This window comes from Thalassospira sp. ABL2_045, assembly GCF_056161285.1.
In genome coordinates this window covers 35,657-55,424 of record NZ_JBSWYV010000019.1, presented here as the reverse complement: position 1 = coordinate 55,424, position 19,768 = coordinate 35,657, and the positions used below count along the sequence as shown (strand labels likewise).

The 19,768-nt window shown below is 47.6% G+C and carries 16 protein-coding genes, 2 tRNA genes and 1 pseudogene; 6 read left to right on the top strand and 13 right to left on the bottom strand.

Annotated elements, in window-relative coordinates; genetic code table 11:
• The coding region (locus ACXAIA_RS19585; RefSeq protein WP_475350832.1) for a SpvB/TcaC N-terminal domain-containing protein at positions 1–507 on the bottom strand (507 nt) is incomplete at its 3' end.
• A gap of 189 nt (positions 508–696) precedes the next feature.
• Entirely contained in the window at positions 697–2,781 is a 2,085-nt protein-coding gene (gene gspD / locus ACXAIA_RS19580; RefSeq protein ID WP_475350831.1) for a type II secretion system secretin GspD, read from the bottom strand.
• Positions 2,782–3,248: 467 nt separating this feature from the next.
• Between gspD and ACXAIA_RS19575 the strand changes: the two genes are divergently transcribed.
• The 6 genes from ACXAIA_RS19575 to ACXAIA_RS19550 all read left to right on the top strand — a co-directional run bounded on the left by ACXAIA_RS19575 (position 3,249) and on the right by ACXAIA_RS19550 (position 8,862).
• On the top strand, positions 3,249–4,469 hold the full coding sequence (locus ACXAIA_RS19575; RefSeq protein WP_475350830.1) for a TRAFs-binding domain-containing protein: 1,221 nt from the start codon (positions 3,249–3,251) through the stop codon (positions 4,467–4,469).
• 3 nt (positions 4,470–4,472) lie between these two features.
• Positions 4,473–5,621, top strand: coding sequence for a carbohydrate kinase family protein (locus ACXAIA_RS19570; RefSeq protein ID WP_475350829.1), 1,149 nt, complete (start codon positions 4,473–4,475; stop codon positions 5,619–5,621).
• Positions 5,622–5,693: 72 nt separating this feature from the next.
• Complete coding sequence (locus tag ACXAIA_RS19565; protein ID WP_475350828.1) at positions 5,694–7,088, top strand: toll/interleukin-1 receptor domain-containing protein; 1,395 nt, start codon at positions 5,694–5,696, stop codon at positions 7,086–7,088.
• A complete protein-coding gene (locus tag ACXAIA_RS19560) occupies positions 7,085–7,804 on the top strand; it encodes an 8-oxoguanine DNA glycosylase (RefSeq protein ID WP_475350827.1) in 720 nt (239 codons plus the stop codon). The genes ACXAIA_RS19565 and ACXAIA_RS19560 overlap by 4 nt, the downstream gene beginning before the upstream one ends.
• Positions 7,801–8,391 (top strand): 7-cyano-7-deazaguanine synthase, encoded by a 591-nt coding sequence (locus ACXAIA_RS19555; protein ID WP_475350826.1) that lies wholly within the window; start codon positions 7,801–7,803, stop codon positions 8,389–8,391. The genes ACXAIA_RS19560 and ACXAIA_RS19555 overlap by 4 nt, the downstream gene beginning before the upstream one ends.
• Positions 8,392–8,862, top strand: a complete 471-nt coding sequence (locus tag ACXAIA_RS19550; protein WP_475350825.1) for a TIR domain-containing protein — start codon at positions 8,392–8,394, stop codon at positions 8,860–8,862.
• A gap of 274 nt (positions 8,863–9,136) precedes the next feature.
• Here the strand turns inward: ACXAIA_RS19550 and ACXAIA_RS19545 are convergent.
• The 11 genes and pseudogenes from ACXAIA_RS19545 to rpoD form a co-directional block, all read right to left on the bottom strand.
• Positions 9,137–9,213: transfer RNA gene (locus tag ACXAIA_RS19545), tRNA-Ile, on the bottom strand.
• A gap of 185 nt (positions 9,214–9,398) precedes the next feature.
• Positions 9,399–9,770 (bottom strand): MbcA/ParS/Xre antitoxin family protein, encoded by a 372-nt coding sequence (locus tag ACXAIA_RS19540; protein WP_475350824.1) that lies wholly within the window; start codon positions 9,768–9,770, stop codon positions 9,399–9,401.
• A gap of 86 nt (positions 9,771–9,856) precedes the next feature.
• Positions 9,857–10,006, bottom strand: a pseudogene (locus ACXAIA_RS19535) (IS3 family transposase); the annotation flags it as partial.
• A 2-nt stretch (positions 10,007–10,008) separates the two neighbouring features.
• Complete coding sequence (locus ACXAIA_RS19530; protein WP_475350823.1) at positions 10,009–10,368, bottom strand: hypothetical protein; 360 nt, start codon at positions 10,366–10,368, stop codon at positions 10,009–10,011.
• 78 nt (positions 10,369–10,446) lie between these two features.
• Positions 10,447–11,319 carry a hypothetical protein gene (locus ACXAIA_RS19525; protein WP_475350822.1) on the bottom strand — a complete coding sequence of 291 codons (873 nt, stop codon included), beginning with the start codon at positions 11,317–11,319 and terminating at the stop codon, positions 10,447–10,449.
• A gap of 58 nt (positions 11,320–11,377) precedes the next feature.
• Complete coding sequence (locus ACXAIA_RS19520; protein ID WP_475350821.1) at positions 11,378–12,979, bottom strand: TniQ family protein; 1,602 nt, start codon at positions 12,977–12,979, stop codon at positions 11,378–11,380.
• On the bottom strand, positions 12,966–13,928 hold the full coding sequence (locus ACXAIA_RS19515; RefSeq protein ID WP_475350820.1) for a TniB family NTP-binding protein: 963 nt from the start codon (positions 13,926–13,928) through the stop codon (positions 12,966–12,968). The genes ACXAIA_RS19520 and ACXAIA_RS19515 overlap by 14 nt, the downstream gene beginning before the upstream one ends.
• Positions 13,921–15,969: a Mu transposase C-terminal domain-containing protein gene (locus ACXAIA_RS19510; protein ID WP_475350819.1), complete on the bottom strand. Its 2,049-nt coding sequence runs from the start codon at positions 15,967–15,969 to the stop codon at positions 13,921–13,923. Before ACXAIA_RS19510 ends, ACXAIA_RS19515 begins: the two co-directional genes overlap by 8 nt.
• On the bottom strand, positions 15,966–16,601 hold the full coding sequence (locus ACXAIA_RS19505) for a TnsA endonuclease N-terminal domain-containing protein (RefSeq protein ID WP_475350818.1): 636 nt from the start codon (positions 16,599–16,601) through the stop codon (positions 15,966–15,968). The genes ACXAIA_RS19510 and ACXAIA_RS19505 overlap by 4 nt, the downstream gene beginning before the upstream one ends.
• An 829-nt stretch (positions 16,602–17,430) precedes the next feature.
• Positions 17,431–17,504: transfer RNA gene (locus tag ACXAIA_RS19500), tRNA-Ile, on the bottom strand.
• Positions 17,505–17,610: 106 nt separating this feature from the next.
• On the bottom strand, positions 17,611–19,680 hold the full coding sequence (rpoD, locus tag ACXAIA_RS19495) for an RNA polymerase sigma factor RpoD (RefSeq protein WP_475347110.1): 2,070 nt from the start codon (positions 19,678–19,680) through the stop codon (positions 17,611–17,613).
• Positions 19,681–19,768 lie beyond the last annotated feature (88 nt).

The window sequence follows — 19,768 nt, the reverse complement described above, 5'->3', positions numbered from 1 at the left end:
CGTCTCGATACGGCTATCAGATGCTTGACCATAGGATAAAATATGACCGCCGGCCGCATAAACGACAAACTGCTCGGGGCCACTTCCCGCAACCCCGCTTGCGATAATCTTTGCGTGACCATCAATCTCTGTACGGTATTCGCTGGCCGCGGCACCATAATCACCAGACACCGCAACAAGACGCTGACCATCAAGGCAAAAGCGGTCATCGCCATCAAACTTGACCGCACGGATCGTCCCGTCCGGCGTCAGGCTCTGACTGCAGCGGGTAATCGCCGAAAGACCGCCGATCCCCCAGCCAACACCCAAAAGCCCATTACCGCTGCCCGAGCTGTAATAAAGCTCAACCTCCGGCACCAGATCACCGATACCGGGCGGCACAGAAACCGGGATGGCATAACTCGCCTCTCCGCTGGCCGTAACATCAAACTGACCGGAAAAATCACCCGAAACAGGACTTTGCGAATATGCTGGAGCAGCAAACAGACCAAAAGACCAAAAACACACTATCCCCGCCATAAGGCGTGACATAAGGCTGCCTGCCTGCATCGATATTCCCCCGAGCTATCGTCTCAGCCAAAAAAGGCTGTCTCTTCAACACTCGAAGATTATCGGCCAATATCAATCACTTCAACTCTAAATGCGCAACCTATGCGGAGTGGGGTGATGATATGATTCACGCAAAAGTTATTCAGCTCAAAGATCCAGTTTTTTAACTTCACTCATCCGTTGACGTAACTCGTTGGTCACCGCCCGTGATTCATCCGAGTTTCGAATAACTTTCGGAGTGATCAGGACAAGCAATTCAGTCCGAACCTTACTCTCTGACGTCGTTTTGAAAAGATTACCTAACAAAGGAATATCAGAAAGCACCGGTATACCGCTTACACCATCTGTATCTTTGGACTTAATCAGCCCCCCCAATGCAACGGTTTCACCGCCTCGGACAGCAATACTGCTAGATATCTGTCGTTGTTGAATGGTTGGAGAATCGATATCTGAAGTTGTTGTTTCAACAACATCAGAGACCTCTTGACTAACGTTTAAAACAACAGTTCCGGCAGCAGTAACACGTGGTGTAACGTCAAGGATCACGCCGGTATCCTTGAATTCGATCGAATTAACAATCGGAGAACTATCACTATCTGTTGAAACCGCAGACTGAGTGGCTATCGGCACTTGGTCTCCGACCTGTAACCTTGCCGTCTGGTTATCCAAGACCATTAACTGCGGTGACGAAATCACGTTTACGTTCGTAACTTGACTTAAAGCGTTTAGAACTACATTAGCGCTCGCACCAGCCAACGAGTATGAAAAACCAGGGAAAGCAGAGCTAACATTTCCGCTGCTAAGTGAGGAAAATGTAAAAGAACTGTCACCACTTGAGAACAGCCATTGAAGACCATATTTCAAGTCATCATTAAGAGTGACTTCAGCAATAGTTGCCTCAATCATCACTTGAAGAGGCATAACATCCAACCTCTCAAGTGCCTTCTCTAACAAGCCGTACTCATGCGGGTAAGCAAGTAGCAATAGAGAATTACTGCTTTCGTTAGCGATAATTTTAAACTCACCCGCTGCATTGTTCCCGCTGGTCATCAGGGGCTCAGTACGTGCCGCAGCATCCGAGCTACCAAGCTCAAACTTCTCAAGCCCCGGCGCAACATCGCTGATCGCGCTTACGTTTGAAGAATCCGCTGAAGAGCCCGTAAAAACTTGGTTCAGTAAAACAGCAAGATCTAACGCGCGCGCATTTTTTACAGAGTAGACATAAAGTTGACGCCCATTCCCACCACCAGAACGATCCAGCTCATTAATCCATGAGCGAACTTGAGAGAGGTAACGTGGTTGAGAAGAGATAATCAACAATGATTGCAACCTTTCGATCGCCATAAGTCGGACGACGCCTTTGAGAGGACCATCTTGCAAACTCAAAATATTATCGACTTCGGCCTTGACGGATTCCGGGTCCGAATTCACCAGCGGCTCCATGGCAAAAGACATGCCTCGCATCCAATCGACATCAAAGGTCTCCACCAGATCCACCAAGTTTCTCGCATCTGTACTACTCCCTGAAAAAAGGAGGACGTTGCGAACTGGATCTGCTGAGACGCTCCGGCCTGAATCCTGTTTCAGCGACGGGAGCACATCAAGCAACCCCGAAGCAGACACATATTGAAGTGGAATCACATAAAGCCCGTGCCCTTCAGAAAACTGCAAATTTCGGACTTGTGGCAACTGCTGCTGGATATCCGATGAAACGGCAATACGATAAAACTCGTCCTCTTTCAGCAGAGAAAGGCCGTTTGTTGCCAAGATGGTTTCAAAAGTCTTTAAAAGATTATCCTTGGAAATCGGTTTGGCAGTGCGCGCCGTAACAGTACCAGAGACATCTTGATCCATGATATAGCTGAGGCCAAGAGTATCCTTCAGAATGACGTCAGCAGCTTCTTTTACGGATACATTCAAGAGGTTTAACCCCACCTCACCCGAGGGAAGACGGTTAACAGATTTCGAAACCGAACGCACAAACTGCCCGGTCCCTTGCTTCGTAAAGCCTTCCCGCTCTTTCTCTTGCCCAACGGAGGTGTGGTCAACCATTGGCATCGCATCTAGAGGCTGAGGGCTCTCCACATTCAGCCCTGAGTGTTTAGCTTTCACCTGCTCAGCCTGTTCAACACCAACGGAAGTTGTATCGCTGAGAACGCAGCCACCGACTGTCGTAAAAAGCAAAATTAAACTCGGCAGCTCCCAAACCCTCAATGCCCGTCTCTTCAGCATTTACCCCCCAACTCCGATAATGCTTAAGCCATCAACAATGCACCTGCCAACAAGCATAAGTTGATGCAACAATCAATCGTCTATCTAAAGCTTTACTCGGAGAATGCAGCAAACGGTCACCAAAATTGAGTCATACCCCCGAATTATGACAAATTGGGTGATTGCTAGTTCAAACTGTTTCTATATCTATCTAACAATAGCGAAGCAGGTGTTCCTCTCGCCAACAACCAAAACATTTGATTGCGCATAATCAGATAAGCTTGCGCTAAAGTAGCATAACGCCCATGATACTTTTTAACAACAACACTGGGCGAATGGCCCCAAGGCACTCGACCAAACAGCAGAATACTAACTAAAGCTCCACGTACTAAACCTCCCGAGAGGATTCTTCGCGAGCCGCGCTTAATTACATCGGCGGACTTCGTGTCACCCCAAAACGCTAATTTACAGCTGTATTGGAGAAGGTAATGGAAAAATTGTGTTTCGTTATCATGGGGTTTGGCAAAAAGACCGAATACCCTTCCGGAAGAACTCTGGATTTGAACGCAACATATGAAGAAATAATACAGCCTGCAGTTACAGAGGCTGGCTTAGAGTGTGTTCGTGCCGACAAAATTGTAGAGTCTGGAACGATTGATCACTCAATGTATGAAATGCTCTATCGGGCAAATTTGGTCATCGCCGACCTATCCACAGATAATGTCAACGCAACATATGAACTTGGTGTCCGACACGCACTGAAACCCTATTCGACTATCGTCATGAAGGAGAGCGAAGGACAACTGCATTTTGACCTCAATCACATTCGAATTTTTCAATATCAACACTTGGGGACTGATATAGGAGCGAAAGAGGCAAGAAGAGCGATTGCCTCTCTGCGTGAACTAATTGATCGCTGCATATCCCAGAAAACCCCAGACAGCCCTGTATATACTTACTTGCCAAACCTTCAACACCCAAGAATGTCGAATGAAGAGTTTGAAGAACTTGTCGAGGAAACCAAAAATGCTGGCGAAGACCTTACTGAATTAATGAACAAAGGCAAGGCTGCTATGGCCAGCAGTAATTTTGATACTGCCGTGACCTGCTTCTCTGCAGCGCACGTGTTTCGTCCAGATGAACCATACATTACACAACAACTAGCACTAGCGTCTTACAAAAGTAAAAACCCCACACAACTCGACGCTCTTAACAAAGCCCTAGCAATAATCAGAAGCCTTAATCCTGACGATTCCACCGATCCTGAGACGCTAGGAATAGCCGGCGCGATCTGTAAAAATTTGTACAACTTATCTAAAGATCAGTCCCACCTAGACAAGGCTACTAAGTATTACAATAGGGGATTTGTAATTCGCAGAGATTACTACAATGGGGAAAATCTTGCATTATGTTACGACCTAAGGGCCAGAGAGAAGCGTAACTCTGAGGACGCAATTTTCTGCAGCGTCGCCGCACGCGAAACTAGAAACTCTGTAATCAATATTCTTCAAACAATCACTGCGGCCAGCAACTTTGAGGAACGATCCGATCACAAATGGGTATATGCAACATACGCAAACTGTATGCTTGCCTTGGGCTCTGAAGCTGATGCAGCGTTTTGGGAAGAAAAATTCCTATCAGAGAAGCCAGCGGAATGGGAGCTGGAAACTTATGAAAAAGGAAAGTCAAATCTGCTGGACCAGAGGTAACAAATGCACGTTGTTGGTGGATTTTATAAGGAACTATGTGAACTACCTAGATGGCAGGAAGAATTTGGATCCGGTGGACGTGCCGCTGCTCTCCTAAGTGGACTATCGGACGACACCACCCTACATACTTACAGCCGAGATCCAGCCTCTCCGGGCCTACTTAGCCTTAAAAAATTAGGTGTAAATCTCAAGATAGCCCCAAGAGCAACAGATTTCATATTTGCGTACTTTCATCCACTTTCCCGTCCACATATTGAACCTCAAACATACAGAACAGCAAAAGAACGCCCCATCCGCGTAGAAGCCGAAAACATCTTAGTCTTTGGTTTTCTAGAGGGTGAGTCCATAGTTTCTGGTGACAGAGTTGTCTTTGACCCGCAAAGCCCAATTCCAGGCCGAAGATTTAGAAGCAATGGCTCGAAAGCTCGACAACTTGCACTGGTACTTAATGAGCACGAAGCGCTAGTGTCATCGAAGAAGAACAACATAAATGAAGCAGCCTCACACTTGTTGACAGAGCATGAGTCTGACGTAGTCGTTGTTAAAGCAGGTGTTCGTGGCGCATGGGTATTTGAACGAAATCAGCCAGAACTACATGTTCCAATTTATCACTCTGACCAAGTTTTTAAAATTGGCACAGGGGACATATTTAGCGCAGCATTTTCCCATTTCTGGGCTGAAAAAAATGAAACTCCTGGAGTTGCTGCAGATAAGGCTTCTCGCATCGTATCAAAATACTGCCAAACCCCCATTCTACCGCTTGCGGACTCAAGTATTGAGAGTTGCCTGCCGATTAACGGGAGAAAATGCGGATGCGTTTTGGTCGTTGGTAAGGGAAATACTCTCGGCAGGAAATATGCTCTCGAGGAGGCCACTCATTGCATCTCAGCATTAGGCGCCCAACCAATCCCTGTCACCTTAGATTTACTTCACCTTTATGGCGATGACAAAGCTCCAGCTTTATTGATCTCCGATGGAATTCAAAGTGAAGAAATAGATAAATCATTGAATTTACTGCACAAATGCAAGCACATAATTGTTTACTGCGAAGAAGACAAAGCAACCAACAAACCAGATGAAAACAAAAACCGATCCTACGTTAATGACTTTGTTACTTCTGTATACAAAATATCATGGTTATCCATGAGCTAGAGCACCAGGAAACAAGAACGCTTCATCATCCAAGTCCGAGAGGGGAAAAAGGAAAAATGAAGAGACCTAGTCATGGCTGATATTTTCATTTCCTACTCCAGTCGAAATAAGGAATTGGCAAAGATCTTATTTTCTATTTTGTCCTCACAATGGGAAGCTTGGTGGGATGATGAATTAGTCGGTGACTATGTTGAAGAAATTGAGGCTCAACTACAATCGGCACAGTGCCTTGTTCCAATATGGTCAACAGACTCCCGCAAAAGCAGAAAAGTCAGAGATGAAGTGCGTATTGCTGAAAAACGCAACATCCCTATTATCCCGCTGAAGATCGACGATTGCGATATTCCTTATGGTTTTGGCGGATTCAGCAGCGTCGAATTAAAGGACTGGGACGGAAAAAGCAACCATCCGTGCCTAGCACAACTCAAGAGGAAGATTGCTCGGATTATCCCCCCTCGACAAAAGCCCGCCAGAACGGGCTCCCTTTCGACGCCCGTATTAAGCCTACCTGCGCTATTCATGTCTGTCTCTTCTCATGAGACACGACTACCGCCGCTAGACGCTATCCGAGCACTACGCCTATATAAAGCCAAATCCATTCTTGTTTCTGCTTACGATCTCCACCCTAAGCGAAGATCTCCTGAAATGATTGAGGAACTCACCCAGTATCGAACGGATGGAGGCATCCTATTGATCGATTCAGGGAACTACGAAGCCGATCGGACAGGCGACAAACAATGGCAACCGCAAAGTTTTTGGAAATCGATCAAAGACGTGCCATTTGATATGGGTTTTAGCTTCGACCAAATGTCTTTACCAATCTCAGTAGACAGGTCAATTGCAAAGATCGTATCAGGAGCTGCCCGAGACCGGCGTCAGCTTAAAAGAGAAATTTTACCAATAGTCCACGCCCCAGTAAGTGGTAAAAAGAAACAGATTAGGTATGACCTTCTCCCTGACATTATTGTTGGCGTGTCGAAAGAATTGCACCCAAGTTTAATAGCTGTACCAGAGCGGGAATTAGGCCCAGGCTTGGTAGAGAGAGCAAGAACAGTTTTCAAAATACGCCAAGCGCTGGACACCTTACCCTACTATCAACCAATTCACCTGTTAGGCACAGGAAATCCATGGAGCTTAGCTATATTTACAGCCGCAGGAGCGGATAGCTTCGACGGCCTTGAGTGGTGCCGGATCGTAGTAGATCGTCAAACAGGCAGACTCCACCACTACCAACATCTGGACTTCTTTATGTATCAAATGGAGGCCTCCTCCTCAGAGCTAGTTCGCGCAGTTCGCGAAGATGATGAAATCGGCTACGCAGGGAAAGTGGCCTTTCACAATCTCGACTATTTCTACGAATTTGCAGAAGATTTAAGAAAAAAACGGGTAGATCAATTAATTCCGTTACTAATGGGAAAAGATAACTTCGACCAACTCAACGAACAGTTTCCGGAGTTGTTTTCATGAGCCTTTACGACGCGAAAGCACTCCAGAGGGCAATACAAGAAATTTACCCAAATATTGAGGACAAGGCCCCGAAAAATCGGTCCTCAATGGCCCCGGACGAGCGTGCTTTGTGGTGGGAATTGTCATGCTGCTGCTTGAGCAGCCAAGTACCTTACTACGTCGCAGTTGCAGCGGCTGATGCAATTGATGCCGACGGGTTCCTAAGCTGTCAATCCCGACTTTCTACAAAAGCGTTGAACATTGAATTATCGCGGGCTTTGTCTAAGCCACTGGCTGTCAATGGTAGCTACCGACTTTATCGTTTTCGGTTCTCAAAGGCAGACCAACTGGCAAGAATGAAACGTGCGGTAGCTGAACAATTTGGCTCTTTGACAGAACTCGTCTGTCATTTTTCAGAAGCTTCCGATTTAAGAAATTGGTTAGTAAAAAATGCTCCTGGGATAGGACCAAAGCAAGCGAGTATGTTTGCGCGCAACACAGGCTTGAGTTACGATTTGGCAATCATAGATCGCCATGTCCTTGATTATATGTACAGATCGGGACTGTTCTCTGAACAAACCTCATCGATTAGTAGTTTTGGTAAATATTGTCACCTTGAAAATACGTTACGAGATCATGCTGAGAGCTTGGGTGTAGTCGTTGGACTTCTTGACTGGGCAATCTGGATCGTTATGCGTGCAGCAAAGTCTCTTGAAAGTGAGATTAAAGTAGTATGAGTATCGTTGTCTTAGTCTCCGGGGGCCTAGACTCCACTCTAGTCGCTCACCTTGCCAAAGAAGAAGGCGTCAATGTCCACCCACTCTTTGTCAACTACGGACAAAGAGCTATGGAGCGAGAGTTCAAAGCCTGCTTGATGTCAATGAAAGCAATGAACTTACCTGCGCCAGAGGTCGCTGATCTGGCCGGGTTTGGAAAATTGATACGCTCCGGCTTAACAGATAAAACCCTCAGGGTACTTGAGGATGCATTTACACCAGGCCGCAACGCTCTCTTCTTGCTCATGGCAAGTTCATATGCATACCAAGTAAATGCTGATGCTGTTTCAATTGGCTTATTGGGCGAGGAAACAAGCTTATTTCCCGACCAAACAAAACGATTTCTCAGTGAAGCTGAGAGCTTTATCGAAGTTGCTCTCGGGCGTAAAATATCCGTTCTTGCACCGTTAGCGGACTTTAATAAACAAGATGTTGTGCAGCTAGCGGCACAGAAGGGTATAAAAGGCACCTATTCTTGTCATGTTGGGCACGAACAGCCTTGCGGAAAGTGTATTGCCTGCCTGGAATTTCTGTCGGAGGACACTTAAATGGGTGGTGGAGGCGGAGGAAGCTGGAGCTCCTTGGGTGATATCAGGTCCCTAGAGGAAAAAGCGAAAGCTGCTCTTCAAAAAGGTCGGAAAAATGTCTTCATTAGCTTTGCGACTGAAGACCTAGATGAAGTTAATCTACTGCGTGGACAAGCCAAAAATCAAAACAGTGACTTGGAGTTCAACGACCATTCGGTTCGGGTTCCGTATGACAGCGAACGCGCTACATACATCAAAGCCAAAATCACAGATAGAATTAACAGAAGCTCAGTCTGCGTTATATTTGTTTCCGACGATACAGCTCAGAGCAAATGGGTAAAGTGGGAAGTTGATCAAAGCTTGAAGCTAGGGAAAAAGGTCATTGCGGTTTATTCACAGAACAACAAACCGACGAAAATGCCAAGCTGGTTTTCCGAAAACAACATTAAATCTGTAAAATGGGCGGACCTACACCAGGAACTATCAACATAAAGATATTTTTACGGTAACATACAGTAATCACTCATAAAAATAGATAAAATTTATGCAATCACGATGCACGAAAATTAAAACCTGAACTCAAAAAATTTTGCAGTGAACAACACTTTATAACTTAATAGACGCATCCATGGACCACATTAATATCCATTATTTTTGAATTATTCCGCATTAGAAATAAATTGGGAAAGCGGCATCACGAATACATGCCCAGATGACATGAACTAAATTTATGTTGAGGTTATAAATCTACATGAAGTAAAGAGAATGGTGGGCCCGGCGAGACTCGAACTCGCAACCAGACCGTTATGAGCGGTCGGCTCTAACCAATTGAGCTACAGGCCCTGATTGAGCAAGAGTTAGCGGATACTCATTACTCAATACGCCGCCGTAAACTAGATAAATTTGGGTTCAGGTCAAGCACAAACACTTGTCGACGAGCCCCCTTTCGACAATCGATGTATCCAGATTGTTTGCATCGCAGCTAACGGCAAAATCTCCGGATTTCCCTCAGACAATTCCCCTACAAGCTAAAGAGCGCTCTCAGCTTCGAGATATTCTTTGACGTGGAAAATACCCTCAACGCCTCTTTGCACCATCACCTCCAAGGCACTCAGACCACCGAAGGTTTGGTTAGGCTTCTTCACCCACTGATAGCCTCGACGTTTATCGACAAAAAGCACCCTCAGCTGTTTATGAATGCCTAGCAACAAATGCGCCCGAACCAAAATATCCTCGTTTGGGCACTGCTGCTCGTTCCTAAACGCTATCTCGTCGCCACCAAGAAGAACCCGCACTTCGGCATCCGAGAGCTCCCAGTTCTTCAGCAATCTGAATGCCGCTCGGCACAATGCTTGGGCTTCCTTCTGAGTAAGTACGTTCTCCACCTGCTTTTTAGACATTCTCACCTCCAGTCGGGAGCACACTCCAGAACTAGAATTCACCAATATCACTGAATAGCCCCTGGAATTGAAGAGACCCGGTTTGATCAGATTTGTGGTCTCTCGAATTCGAGGGGCAGCACTATTCCGTTGGCACTATGTTTTCTATTCGGGATGTAGACTATTTCTATGTAATCGAAGACAACCTGATGTGCCTCATCCCGTGATTTATAGGCCCTGCGGCGAATGCGCTGACGCATCACTTTGAAACACCCCTCTCATTCAGCAAACGCATCAACCGGTTTCTGAAACGCGACAATTCATAGATCCACTGCTTCCGCACCACCTCGACGACTTTCAGTCTTTGATCTGGACAGTTAACAAAGTAACTCTCAGCTGCGGCAATCAACTTTTCCGCAGTGACCGGAAGCTTTGACCGCAAAATCGATCCAGCAACTTCAAAGACATTTGCTTCAATCTGACTAGTTGCACTCTCGCGTTCGCCACGGGCAACGGCAACGCATTTTTCCAACAAATCATCTTCAAAATCTCTTGCCGGCATTGGCACACCATTATCCAAAGAAGCTTCGCACCAGACAGAGAAAGGGCTGAATGCCAAATCAACCGATCAGAACTGCCCGTGAGAGCAAAGCTAATCATCGACGGCTCGCTAACCAGCGCTCCAAAGTCATTACATTCACAACTTTTCAAGTAGAGCTTTCAGCTTTGCCGCGCCTCTTGAGTAAAGTAGCTCCAGGCTCTCAAGCCCCCCTGTTCCTTCGAATGCCGGCGGCAAGAATCTTTCCATCTGCTCACGATGTAAACTCTGAGCTTTGATCTGATCAATCACGCGTTCGAGGTCACCAAGACACGCGGTGAAGAGCACGACTTGCTCCAAGGCATCTTTCATTAACTCCCCAGAAAATGCATCCTCAGAAAGATCAACAAGCTCCGAAGCAAGTTCGTCATTCAGTGCAACGCTTGGAAGAGTTTTACCAAGGTTCTCTTTGTACGAACCGACTTCAAGCGCTTTCTCCCCCTGATCATACAGCACGGAGACCTTGATGCCTGGTGCCTTCGCGGAAGGTCTAACGCTAAACCACCCACCTGACTGATCAAAATAACATTGCCCAAAAACGAATGGTTCGCTCTTGGAGCTCTCAAACAACACCTCAGGCCCAGCCCTGGAAATCTCGTCTCGGAATGATTTGATGTTTTCAAGCGGATTGACAAGGGTAAGGCGAACTTCATTCGGAGCACCAAAACCAACTACTGAGGCAAACAATGAAGTGCGACCAGACAATCCAAGACTGCGATATTGCATAAAGTCCTCTGAAAGCGCGCTTATAACAGTTTTTATATCTGCTGGTTTGTGGCCGTGAATAATAGCGTTCTTAGGCTCATGTTTAGACCGCTTTGCAATCAGCTTCTTGCATTCAACCTCAAGCCATGAGCCATGAGATGATGCCAGTGCCTCGATGGACTTGAGCTCATCTACCGTCGGCTCAGCAAGGATATCATGGAACCTCCATCCCCGCTCATAGGCGTTAAGCATTTCTTGTTCACTCAAGCGCCTTTGCTTGTCTCCCTGCCAGAGCAGTGCACGCAAGAAGGTCAACCTGCTTCGGTCAACCATTTACCAAGCCCGTTCGACGTTGGCGGACAGTTGTTAAGTTAGCCCTCCCAAGACCTCCTTCATCATTGAAAAGCTTATGGAGAACTTCCGGATCAACCCCAAACTTAAGAAATCCTCTTTCCGTTTGGGAGTACATCAACAACTCGACTTCACCCTCTCTGATCATTTCCAACAGCCTTACATAAGATAGTCCTTGTTTATTGTATTTTTTTACCGCTGCGATCAGCTGTACAGGCCTAATTTTTGAGATTTCGGCGTGCACCTCTAACTCATAGAGAAAGCCTTCAAGCACTTTTTGATCAAACCGCCAGCAATGATTTCCATCCAAATCTGGTGAATGAACCGGTGTTACAAACCCCGCCCTGACGAGTTCCTTCAAAGTGTAGAGGGAAATCGAAAGCATGTATGCGGCAGCACCAATGCCAATCAGCCGTTTCTTCAAGTCATTATATGCTTCGAGGCTTTCGTGAGTGACCAAACGGTCGACACGACGTCCCCTTCGAATGGTAATTGTCTGGAGAAGACCTTTTCTTATTAGTCTGTCAATTCCTGCGCGACTCACCTTCAACCAGTTGCGCGCATCCGAAGAACTAACAAGCCATTGGTGACGACCTGGACTGGGAACCACGGTATTATTAACGTATGGAGCACGACCTTCCGAAACCAAACGCAAATAGGCCTCAAATCCTTCATAGACGGTTGGAAATCTCTCCTTTTGTGTTGAGCAGGTTCGATATAGTCGCTCTAGTCCGAAGGCAAAGAATTCATTTTCCAAATACCAATCGGTTGGAGCTATCATTTTCCCAATGAAGCGAATGAAACCTTCCGGCCAGTTTGCAAGAGCACCCGCTGCATCAGAGACGTGGATAATGGTGTTTGCTTCACTTACACGGAGGTAGCCGCGACCATCTGGATCTCCTTCACGATGAAGAGAAGTTCCAAGCAACGCGATCGTCTCCAACACCTCTCGGCACGACGCTCTCTGAATGAGCTCCGGAAATCCGTACCGTGCCAAATCGAACTTAGTCCCTGAGTATTTGTTTGAAAGCAGTCTCAGCAAACCAATATGGGCTTCCGATATTGACGAATCACCAACTGCTTTGGCGGTCAAACACTCACAAAAGTCGATACTTGTGCGGTAAAACCTCACAACCTTTCCGCACTCAGAGCAGGCGTCACGTAGCTTACAACCATGCCTTGGGCAATGAGTTACGAAACGCAAATCCCAAAGACTAGAGAGATATCCGTTCTCCCGTGCGCACAGGGAACAGATTGCTTTAGTCGGCCACTTTAAAAAGTATCGCGATACCGCCTCTCCATTGAGCAATGTCACCTTCGAATGGTTACCTTCGAATGTATTCAATGGCGCTAGATTACTGATTGCCTCCAAAGGCTGACCTAAAATCGAAGCAAGCTCCGGTAATTTGCTCCTCCAAGTTGAAGCTTTTGTCTTCGCATAGCTAAGCCCTACATGCCTCAACGGCCATGCCGAGCTTTCATAAGCATTAAGACCCGCAATTCGGATAAGATACCCGATAAGGCTCTCGTCTTTGATTGGCGATGCAATAATTGGAACGGCTTCAGAACGGTTCATCTTGAAGCCCTTTTTTCTGACGGCTAATTACTCTTCCTACTGTTTGTTTCCGTTTCGATTGCAATGGTCGCGCAGCTCTAGTGTCGAGTTCATCAGACGCTTCCTTTAGCTCTGATAGGGCAACCGTCAGATGCTGCTCTGTAAGCGTTGTACTATTGCTCAACAGAGCAATTTCTACAGATCGATAGATAACCTTGGTGATGTATCCAATTAACCCTTTGCATGATCGGGCCAACTTCAGCATTACTTCGTTACTTTTCAGCACTGAGCTTGAAGGATCAGGTAAGGGAAGTTCTTGGTTCAAGAAATGGAACAACATTAAGAGCTCTTTTGCGCCATCCTTAGTAGAGGGATCAAAGGGATGCAGCTCAATTCGTCCGCGCCGACGTGTTTCAAGTTGCGGGTTCACCATGAAGATATCGTTGACCTCTGGAAGTCCGACGAACAGCACAGGTCTATGTAATATTTCAAGCTGTGTCTTCAGCCAGTCGGCAGTATCGTAGCGACGAGCTTGGCTACCTTTGTTGGTCAAATGCTGAAACTCATCAAAGATGAGCATGCTAACACTGGCATGATCCGCGAGCATTGCAATGCGGCGTTCCATAGACTCTCGCGTACCCATACTTGCGCAGGGGTCCCCCAACGCATATAGAATGCGTGATGCGAGATTCTTTATCGTACAGCTCTGCGGGATGATAATTGATAGAACACAGCTATGACTGTCTCCACTGTTGGCCATTGAGCAAAAATTCTCGACAACAGAGGACTTTCCCGCACCTGTCTCTCCAACGAATGTCATTATGCCCGGCGCATAAGCCCGCGTACCTGACCTGTGGAAGTTGGTAATTCGGGCAATTGCGTTCTGGAATTGGCCATGATGGACTCTCTGGTTTTGAAAGTTCGCCAACCCATCTGCTTGAGCATCTGTTAGGAACATTTCTTCATGCATTCTTGTCTCCTGTGCCTCTGGACGGAGACGTCGATTTCCAGTGAGATTTCTCGATTTCCGCTGCAATCTCATCAGATGAAAAATCAAATTCCTGAACTGGAATATCTTCTCTTTGCTTATCCTCTGATGCATTCTCGAAATTAGTCACCACTTCAGCTATGACTTCTTCTCGAACATATCTGTGAGCCTTGTTGCGCCGGGTCTTTCTCTTACTCGTCTTCAGCTGCTGAGCGAGTTCGAAGGTTGTCACCCGCGCATTGAGGAGCTTTTCTTCAGAGTGCTTACGCGCGCCGTTCGTCTCATTGGAAACAACCCTGCTGATCAACTTGTGACGCCAAACTGACAAACCGTCAGCATATGAGGCATATACGCAACTTGCAGGTAAGAAAATTCTGTTCTGAGCATCCTCTACATAAACCACGAGCAGGTTTTCCGGATCATATTTGACGCGAACTTTCGGGTTGCGCCCCAAGTTCATTCTTCCGGTCATCAGCCGACGATAAAGCAGTTGAATCGCTTCTGATTGGAATTGCAGATTGAACAACCGCACGCCAATACGCGATAGCGTACAAGTTTCGACGCACGAGGTCAGAACACTCAGGTCTTCGAGGTTACTTAGGAGGCGGACAGGATGCTTTTCCGTACCTTTTGTCCACCTGTGTATTGGGCAATCTTTGATTCCTTCGTGATAGGTGTTTGAGTACTCGTCCACCACAAACTTCGTCACAAGCAACATCAGATCTTGAATGGTAAGCTTTGCGTTCTTTTCGGACTCATAATCCCCACGCTGTTGAGTGTTGGAAAATGTCGTCCCATCAAGTGTATGGATCAGTTTGGAATTCAGGGTTTGGAAAAACCGCTCGACCTTACCCTTGTAGCGGGGCATTCGCTTCGGGTTGTATTCGATAGAAATTGCAAGCTGGCTCAAAGCGTCAAGCAAGTTCTGTGAATGGAACTCCAGGCCATTGTCGACAACCAAAACAACGATCAAGCCAAAACAAGGCCATTCATTTTCGATGTCAGCTTCAATGTCATTTCCGCTTTGGTCTTTGAATTCATCAACAACGCTCTGAATGAACTTGTCCTTGGGGGCTATCGCATTTCTCAAGCACCTCATGATTGAGCGATAGGAAGGTGGTTCAGGACTAATATCAAAGCCGACAACCATGCGACTGTAGCTGTCTATGGCTAACGTCAACCAAACGCGGCCCATCACATCACCGTTTGGGTAGACAACTAACAAGTCAATCAGGTGGTGATCTATCTCGACCCGCTCCAGGGGATAGTCAGTACCAATCCCCGAACCAACAGGACGAAACTTTTGATCTGCTACTTGTTGTCCATGATGGGCCAGCAGCACCTCGTAGGGGTCCAGCTTGCTGAGGTACCTATAAATTGTTCGACGGCTGGGAGCTTGTAACTTCATGCCAACTGACGCTGTCTGATTTTCCTTTTTTATTCGGCGACAGATAGCCCGATATATCTCCGTTCCAGTACTGTATTCCGGCTTCAAATACCGTTCATGCACAATTTCCCAAACGATACTTTCAAGCCGGTTGTCAAAACGCATCTGGCGCGGGCCCTTGAAGCAATTTCTGGGCAACAAGGCACGAATATCCTTCCCACCGGAAATCCAGGATTTGTACCAGCGCATTAGAGTGCGCTTGGACGGAAGTTCACCGTAACCGTCTTGATCGTAACGCCGAATTACACAGCTAACCGCTTGATTAAGATTGCTCGCACCTGAAGCTTTATCCACGTGCCTGACAAACTCGAGTCTGGCTCGGGCTTCAGCTCGCTCCTGATCGCTAAAAGAGTCGAATGAGACCAACTGGTGATGAGCATAATTGGGAAAGGCGCTCAAAATCTCGACTTCACCGTCAAATACTGCCTGCGCAATCTCTTTAGACGGTATCAGCAGCGGCTCGCCCGTATCCAGACTACTGAGATGAACGTCTTGGTTTTCGGTTAAAGTCACGACCTTATATTGCGCACCTTGAAACGCGAGGCGAGAGCCTTCAGGAAGATGAATTCTCGTCATTTCCTTCCTCCCTCGTCCGCGAGTTCGACAGAGGACATCATCCCGATCTTTTCATCCAGATTGAGCTTCAGTTGTCCCGTTGCGACCAGTGTCAAAGCGTCATCAAGGGTCGCTTCTTCACCCATGATTTCCACCACATCCTGAATCAGGAAACTTCCTGCGCTCTCGGAATAGGACCTGAGCATACTCACATCGAACTCTGGGGAAGCACTCAAGCGGTGAGGACTAAGCGACCTGACGTTCGAACTTCTTGGTTCACGCCGAATGTCATCTTCCGTCCAAATCTCGAACTGATAGCCTTTTTCGCCTAGCACCGTTTCGATTACCGGAAACCGCTTCAAATTCTCCCGTTTCCCGAGATCACGCTTGGGCTTGACCTCAATCACTGTCCGACCGAAGTCACCACTGATCAAGATGTCCGGAAAATATACTCTCTCCCGACCATCAAATTGGTAGTTCAATTTGAATGGCTGCACCGCAATATCATCAACTTCAGGAATAAGATCGAGAATGATGAGGGCATCTCTTTCAAGCTGAGATTCCCACGGAAGCAGACGTTTGACCTTACGACTGTAGTAAAGCCCGTGCACTCGCCCTTTGCTGCGGCTTACAACTTGGCGTACCGGTTTCATAACAGTTATCTCCTTCGCATGAAGCAGGCAAAGCTCATCCGTGGCGTGCTGACACGCAGTGCTTGCCTTGAATTTGGCAACGTGCTAAAGGAGGAGGTGCAAACTATCTCGCTTTAGCGACGTAATTGACCGGTTCAGTTCTCTGGATCGGTTTTTTGCGTTTTTGGGGCTCCCTTTACGGATTTATTTCGAGCTTCATAATCCTGCCACAGGCATTTTTGTCAACTTGCCCTCAAAGCAGAAAACATACCAGTGGTTGCATAGTATTTTTTGTAAATACTGCCGATTCTGCATTACACATCCACGTCCATTCTGTATTTTCCAAATCAGTTTTACAGAATTCGCCTTAGTACAGAATTTTTTTTGTATTAAAATTAGGATTATATCAGTTCTCTGTAAGTCGTCCAACAATGGGACGCCCTTCAATAAATAACTGACAATTTTATGTTTTTCCGAAAACAAATCCGAATTCTGTATCCATTTTCAAAATACATAATTCAACTTATAATTTAATTTCGTTTTGAAATGAAGTGGTCTAAGAAGCCTGTTGTAGGCTAAGCCAGCCCGGAAAAGACCTGATGCCGATTGAATAACTTACAAGACTCGGGGCTGTTTTCTTAATTTATGCTCGGGCTGGGCAACGCATGGCCGACCAGGTCAACCACCAGGCGCGAATTTCTGGTCAGTGTGAACAACAAACCAGCTGATTGCTGTTTAGATGATGCTCTAGATATTGGTGAGAAGAAGCTAGCCACCGTAGAGCAAAATCGTTGTCAACTTCTTGGCACGAATGACAACTTTTGTGGCACGTGACAGTATTGCTGCACGGTAGGCCCGGAGGGACTTGAACCCCCAACCAGACCGTTATGAGCGGTCGGCTCTAACCAATTGAGCTACGGGCCCCCAAGACAAAAGTCCGGGTAAAGAAAAGACCGCACCGGTGGTCCGGTGCGGTCCCGAAAACTAGCGATTTTCCGGGCAAGGTCAAGCCCGAACCGCATGTGATTTCTTAATAATCGAGGAACGAACGCAGTTTGCGCGAGCGCGACGGATGCTTGAGCTTGCGCAGCGCTTTTGCTTCGATCTGACGGATACGTTCGCGGGTCACAGAGAACTGCTGACCGACCTCTTCAAGCGTGTGGTCGGTGTTCATGCCAATCCCGAAACGCATACGCAGAACACGTTCTTCACGCGGGGTGAGCGATGCCAGAACGCGCGTGGTGGTTTCACGCAGGTTGGCCTGGATCGCCGCATCAAGCGGCTGAACGGCGTTCTTGTCTTCGATGAAATCGCCGAGATGGCTGTCTTCCTCGTCCCCGATCGGGGTTTCGAGAGAGATCGGCTCCTTGGCGATTTTGAGAACCTTGCGGACCTTCTCAAGCGGCATCTGAAGCTTTTCAGCCAGCTCTTCCGGGGTCGGTTCGCGGCCGATTTCATGCAGCATCTGACGCGAAGTACGCACCAGCTTGTTGATGGTCTCTATCATGTGGACCGGAATACGGATCGTGCGCGCCTGGTCGGCGATCGAACGCGTAATGGCCTGACGGATCCACCAGGTCGCATAGGTCGAGAATTTATACCCACGGCGGTATTCGAATTTGTCCACCGCCTTCATCAGGCCAATGTTGCCTTCCTGAATCAGGTCAAGGAACTGAAGACCACGGTTGGTGTATTTCTTCGCGATCGAAATCACGAGACGCAGGTTGGCCTCGATCATTTCCTTTTTCGCACGGCCGGCTTCGCGTTCGCCCTTGTTGACCACGCCATATACGCGGCGGAATTCCCCGATCGGCAAGCCGACTTCGGAGGAAACCCCACCAACGCCTTCGCGCAGGTTAGCGATTTCTTCGGAATAGCGTTCAACAAAGGTTTTCCACCCTTTGCCCGGCAAGCCGCCAACGCGTTCCATCCAGTTCGGGTCAAGTTCATGGCCCTGATACTGTTTGATGAAGTCCGGACGTTTGATCTTGCAACGGTCGGCAAAGCGCAGAAGTTTACCTTCCAGGCCAAGCAGTCGGTTGTTCAAACCGGTCAGATGATCAAGAAGCTCTTCAATGCGGAAGTTGTTCAGGTGAACATCTTCCATCAGATCGACCATCTCGTTCTTGAGCTTGTTATAGCGCTTCTCGGTTGCGGCCGGAACGGCTTCACCTTTGTTCAGCGCCACAAGACGCTGTTCCTGCGCCTTGTGCAACTTCTCATAGGTCTTGGCGATCAGCTCGAACTTCTCGAGAACCTGCTCGGTCAGTTCCTCTTCCATTTTGGAAAGCGAAACGTTGACCTGCTCGTTCTCGTCATCGTCGTCGTCTTCGCCGTCACCCTCACCTTCTTCGCCTTCGGACTTTTCAGACTCGTCGTCGTCTTCGTCCTCTTCTTCATCAGACTCGTCGGTGATACCAGCGGGGGTTTCGGTCTCGGCTTCTTCGTCATCGTCATTGGCCGATTCGAAGCTTTCGACGTCTGCTTCTGCATCGACGTCGGTATCTTCTTCCTCTTCACCTTCGGCTGCGGCAATTTCCGCTTCCGGGCCACCGCCATAGGTGGTCTCAAGGTCAATGACGTCACGCAGCAAAAGCTCGCCAGCCTGAAGCTGGTCATGCCAGTTCACAATCGCACGAATGGTCAGCGGGGATTCGCAAATCCCGCCAATCATCATGTCGCGACCGGCTTCAATACGTTTGGCAATGGCGATTTCGCCTTCGCGCGACAGCAGCTCGACACTGCCCATTTCGCGCAGATACATACGCACCGGGTCATCGGTCCGGCCAACATCTTCTTCCGAGATGTTGCCACGCGGATCGGCTTCGGCCTCGTCGCTGTCGTCATTGTCGTCGGCTTCATCCGCATCGATGACATTGATGCCCATCTCGTTGAGATTGCTCATCACGTCTTCGATCTGCTCCGAGGAGAAGTGCTCGGACGGCAGGGCCGCGTTCAACTCATCGACCGAGATGTGGCCTTTCTCCTTGCCCTTGGCAATGAGCTTTTTAATGGCCGCTTTATATGTATCGAGAAGAGGTCCGTCTGCGTTTTCAGAAGAGTTCTTTTTCTCTTCAGCGTTCGAAGTCTTAGACGACATCTATTCCCCGTTTCCCGCTGGGTACGTTCGTACCGTTGTTGTCCCAAGCGCCGTATCTCTTAGCGCAAATCACAAATAGCCCGAGCGC

What these genes read in the sequence shown, in the direction of transcription:
- ACXAIA_RS19570 (WP_475350829.1), top strand. Translation starts at nt 4,473, where the DNA reads ATGCACGTTGTTGGTGGATTTTATAAGGAACTATGTGAACTACCTAGA.
- gspD (WP_475350831.1), bottom strand. Translation starts at nt 2,781, where the DNA reads ATGCTGAAGAGACGGGCATTGAGGGTTTGGGAGCTGCCGAGTTTAATT.
- ACXAIA_RS19515 (WP_475350820.1), bottom strand. Translation starts at nt 13,928, where the DNA reads ATGCATGAAGAAATGTTCCTAACAGATGCTCAAGCAGATGGGTTGGCG.
- ACXAIA_RS19540 (WP_475350824.1), bottom strand. Translation starts at nt 9,770, where the DNA reads ATGTCTAAAAAGCAGGTGGAGAACGTACTTACTCAGAAGGAAGCCCAA.
- rpoD (WP_475347110.1), bottom strand. Translation starts at nt 19,680, where the DNA reads ATGTCGTCTAAGACTTCGAACGCTGAAGAGAAAAAGAACTCTTCTGAA.
- ACXAIA_RS19565 (WP_475350828.1), top strand. Translation starts at nt 5,694, where the DNA reads ATGGCTGATATTTTCATTTCCTACTCCAGTCGAAATAAGGAATTGGCA.
- ACXAIA_RS19505 (WP_475350818.1), bottom strand. Translation starts at nt 16,601, where the DNA reads ATGAAACCGGTACGCCAAGTTGTAAGCCGCAGCAAAGGGCGAGTGCAC.
- ACXAIA_RS19555 (WP_475350826.1), top strand. Translation starts at nt 7,801, where the DNA reads ATGAGTATCGTTGTCTTAGTCTCCGGGGGCCTAGACTCCACTCTAGTC.
- ACXAIA_RS19560 (WP_475350827.1), top strand. Translation starts at nt 7,085, where the DNA reads ATGAGCCTTTACGACGCGAAAGCACTCCAGAGGGCAATACAAGAAATT.
- ACXAIA_RS19575 (WP_475350830.1), top strand. Translation starts at nt 3,249, where the DNA reads ATGGAAAAATTGTGTTTCGTTATCATGGGGTTTGGCAAAAAGACCGAA.
- ACXAIA_RS19520 (WP_475350821.1), bottom strand. Translation starts at nt 12,979, where the DNA reads ATGAACCGTTCTGAAGCCGTTCCAATTATTGCATCGCCAATCAAAGAC.
- ACXAIA_RS19510 (WP_475350819.1), bottom strand. Translation starts at nt 15,969, where the DNA reads ATGACGAGAATTCATCTTCCTGAAGGCTCTCGCCTCGCGTTTCAAGGT.
- ACXAIA_RS19550 (WP_475350825.1), top strand. Translation starts at nt 8,392, where the DNA reads ATGGGTGGTGGAGGCGGAGGAAGCTGGAGCTCCTTGGGTGATATCAGG.